Here is a 3,069-nt window from a genome sequence, read left to right as displayed (position 1 = left end):
AACCCGGCATTGCCATCGCGCTATTCAGGGTTTGATTTATATAACGCCTACAAGGTGGTAATGAACAGCCCTAAGCCTTACCTGCAGCATCAGTCGCATATTGCTAAATATAGCAAATATAAAACCTACACGGCCAAGCAGCCGGTGATCAGGGACAGCCGTGATGCCAAATACACCCAGGCACGGAACAACCAGGGTCATAACCAGCCGCAAAAGCAACAGAGCCCAAAACAATCAACTAAAGACAAACCTGAGAACAAAAGAGATGATCAGCACCAGGCCCCATCTCAGAAAAATGATAGGCAAGATAAAAGCGATAACAAAAGCCGCCCAAATAATCATTAAATGGTAAATGACTTTAAGTTCAACGATTCTATAGAAGTGGGATCGTTGAACTTAGGCTATTGTTGCAGAAATAATTAAAGAGACTGGCTCTTCGGCGTTACTTTCCCGATCCTTTTATCCCTGTGCGAAATGAGTTCGCAGATATTTATCGCCGCGGTTTCAAAGTCATCATGAGCATCACTGAGCAGCAGCCAGGCCGAATCGAAGGCTTCTCCTTCATTAAATACAAAATTGGCAAGTGCCGGTATAGTTGTTTTAAGACTGGCATGATCTTCCCTGCTGGTAGCTACCCACAAACCGTTGTACCTGCTATTTTTGCTAAGCTTACGCAGTATCAATACTATCTTTTTCTCCCAGTAAATATAATACATACCGACAGCCGGTTTGATGATCACGTTTGCAGGCAAATAATCCAGCAGGAAGTCGAAAGGCATCATTTTTTTCATAGAATACTTATTGATTTGGGCATTTGCGCTGGCTTCCGTAACACCGTCAAAAACAACGATTAAGTTCAGCAGAATCATTTTATGCTAATAACTCGTAGGATTCCCGCAGGTACCGAAACAAAGCCGGCCGCAGGTCATCCAGCAACGCTATCCTGATATGGTTTTCGAATTTATTGATCGAGGCTACACTTTTGAGTACCGGTTTTTCCGGGTGCGCCACTTTAGAATAGAATTTCAGGTCGAGCTCTTTCTTCATCGGCCGGATCACCAGGAAGGTTAACCGCCTGGTAAAGACAATGCAGTTAGGTGTGGTACCAACCAGTACGCCATCCCAATCCGCAACCTCCGCCAGCAGCTTATCAAATACCAGCATCAGTTCGGGAGGCCGGCCCTCGAATAAACTATCCAAACTCACCCGTGCACAATAGTGACTTTGCTCGGGCCTTGGCAGCTCCCGCTCACATTTAGGACAGATCCAGCTCATCTATTTTAACATTCGGTTTTTAAAGGTACGATCTCCATACACTAATTATTTCATCATGGCCTTTTCTTTCGACCCAGGCTAATGGTGCCGACCAATCGGCACCGGCATGATTAAAATTAGGGAAATGAATTGATTATATTTAGGCTTTAAATTTTTAAAGAGATGAAGAAATTTCTGTTGGCGATAGCTTTTGTGGTTACTTTTCTGTTAGGTTTTGGCTTTAGCCGCTTAACCACCCCTGTTAACAATGGCCCGCGTGTAACGGGGATCGGCGGCATCTTCTTTAAGGCCAAAGATCCGGCGGCACTCAAAATATGGTATGAAAAAAATCTTGGCATGCGCATGGTGCAAACCGGTACAACCTTCGAATGGCATCAGGGTATGGACAGTACCAAAAAAGGTTTTACGGCATGGGCACCTTTCAAAGAAACGACCAGATATTTTCAGCCCTCTGATAAGCAATTCATGATCAATTACCGGGTCGAACAATTAGATGCGCTGCTGGTTAAGTTAAAAGCCGCCGGGATCCAGCCAACCGATAGCGTAGAAAGAGTAAGTTATGGTAACTTCGTGCACCTGATGGACCCCGAAGGCAATAAGATAGAACTATGGGAACCCAATGATGTGGAATATGCCAAAATGGGTACGATCACGACAAAATAGGTTACCCTTGCCGTTTTACCATTTCATTTATCCAAATTGGTGCAAAAGGCGATGTACAGCCTTTGGATACCGGGTAATCGCGGTAGATCCCCAATCGTTCCCCGATAGCGAGGGCCCGCTCACGGTAAACCGGTTGATGGATCCCGATTTGCGCGAGGGTACTGTTCATGGTCCATTGTATTTCGGGTGCAGCTAAGGGCATTTCGGCTTCAAGGTGGTCAAGCATACCCGGGAGATCCAGGCCCTCGGGGTTTCTGGCTACCCTGCCGCTGGTAAGGCTCCAACCCAGGCGAGCGGCCATAGGGTCGTCGGCTATCAGCCATTGCTCACGCAGTTGTTCCTTATCCGCACGCTCTTTGATCACGTAAGCATAAAGCCAATCAATCACGTCTGCAAACCGCTCGGATCGAACCATGCTATCCAACTCTTCAATGGACAAGCGCTTTGGGTCAATGATCAATACGGCCAGGAACCGTGCGTCGATATTGCCGGTGGCCCATACTGCCCTGGCAAGTTCATGATCTGTTTTGATCTTATTTGCGAGTGTCCGGACATCTCCGCGCTTTACTCCAAACTGTTGTCCATGTGCACCACGTTTGGTATTTTGGAGGCGCATTCTCTCGCTGCCCATGGCTTCCAGCCTGGTCATAACTTCATTAACTGTCATCAATCTCCCGTTTTTTGGTTATCCGAATTTAAAAAGATAATCCTATAAATAGCTATTGTATATCAACATACCAAAAACAAAACGGTATTTTAAAAATGATCTAACTCAAAAAAACGTCATTGCGAGGTACGAAGCAATCGCGAACTTTACAGGGCGGACCTGCTTATAGGGGATTGCTTCGTACCTCGCAATGACGTTCTTATTACCTGTTTTTTCAAACAGTTTTAGAAGTGTCAGATCTAATTTAACTCGTTAATTATTCAAGAGTTTTGACACCCTTAATGGTAGTTGCCGAGTCCAGGTGCAAGTCAAATACCGTAACGTTGTTCTCTCCTTTTTGAAGCCAGTTAGCAGGGCAATATAAATGAAACTGCGGACCTACATTCCAGTAACGACCAAGGTTATGACCGTTAACCCAAATCACACCTTTTTTGAAGTTGCTCAAATCGAGATAGGTATCTGCT

The 3,069-nt window shown here is 45.3% G+C and carries 5 protein-coding genes and 1 pseudogene; 2 read left to right on the top strand and 4 right to left on the bottom strand.

Annotated features, from left to right (window positions below; translation table 11 throughout):
- Positions 1–345: hypothetical protein (locus tag VF500_RS23005; RefSeq protein WP_330861919.1), on the top strand; the 345-nt coding region annotated here is incomplete at its 5' end.
- 74 nt (positions 346–419) lie between these two features.
- Here the strand turns inward: VF500_RS23005 and VF500_RS23000 are convergent.
- Complete coding sequence (locus VF500_RS23000; protein ID WP_330861918.1) at positions 420–869, bottom strand: hypothetical protein; 450 nt, start codon at positions 867–869, stop codon at positions 420–422.
- Position 870: 1 nt separating this feature from the next.
- Positions 871–1,275 (bottom strand): DUF5655 domain-containing protein, encoded by a 405-nt coding sequence (locus VF500_RS22995; protein WP_330861917.1) that lies wholly within the window; start codon positions 1,273–1,275, stop codon positions 871–873.
- Positions 1,276–1,437: 162 nt separating this feature from the next.
- Between VF500_RS22995 and VF500_RS22990 the strand changes: the two genes are divergently transcribed.
- Positions 1,438–1,938 carry a VOC family protein gene (locus VF500_RS22990; protein ID WP_330861916.1) on the top strand — a complete coding sequence of 167 codons (501 nt, stop codon included), beginning with the start codon at positions 1,438–1,440 and terminating at the stop codon, positions 1,936–1,938.
- Between the two features lies 1 nt (position 1,939).
- Here the strand turns inward: VF500_RS22990 and VF500_RS22985 are convergent, their stop codons facing one another.
- On the bottom strand, positions 1,940–2,605 hold the full coding sequence (locus VF500_RS22985; RefSeq protein WP_330861915.1) for a DNA alkylation repair protein: 666 nt from the start codon (positions 2,603–2,605) through the stop codon (positions 1,940–1,942).
- A 256-nt stretch (positions 2,606–2,861) separates the two neighbouring features.
- Positions 2,862–3,069 (bottom strand): annotated as a pseudogene (locus tag VF500_RS22980) (beta-galactosidase); the annotation flags it as partial.

It is taken from the genome of Mucilaginibacter sp. (assembly GCF_036383575.1).
Lineage (GTDB): Bacteria > Bacteroidota > Bacteroidia > Sphingobacteriales > Sphingobacteriaceae > Mucilaginibacter.
This window is presented reverse-complemented; position numbering and strand designations above follow the sequence as displayed.

Bases quoted from the DNA above. Each gene is read 5' to 3' on its own strand.
- VF500_RS22995 (WP_330861917.1), bottom strand. From the start codon at position 1,275: ATGAGCTGGATCTGTCCTAAATGTGAGCGGGAGCTGCCAAGGCCCGAG.
- VF500_RS22990 (WP_330861916.1), top strand. From the start codon at position 1,438: ATGAAGAAATTTCTGTTGGCGATAGCTTTTGTGGTTACTTTTCTGTTA.
- VF500_RS23000 (WP_330861918.1), bottom strand. From the start codon at position 869: ATGATTCTGCTGAACTTAATCGTTGTTTTTGACGGTGTTACGGAAGCC.
- VF500_RS22985 (WP_330861915.1), bottom strand. From the start codon at position 2,605: ATGACAGTTAATGAAGTTATGACCAGGCTGGAAGCCATGGGCAGCGAG.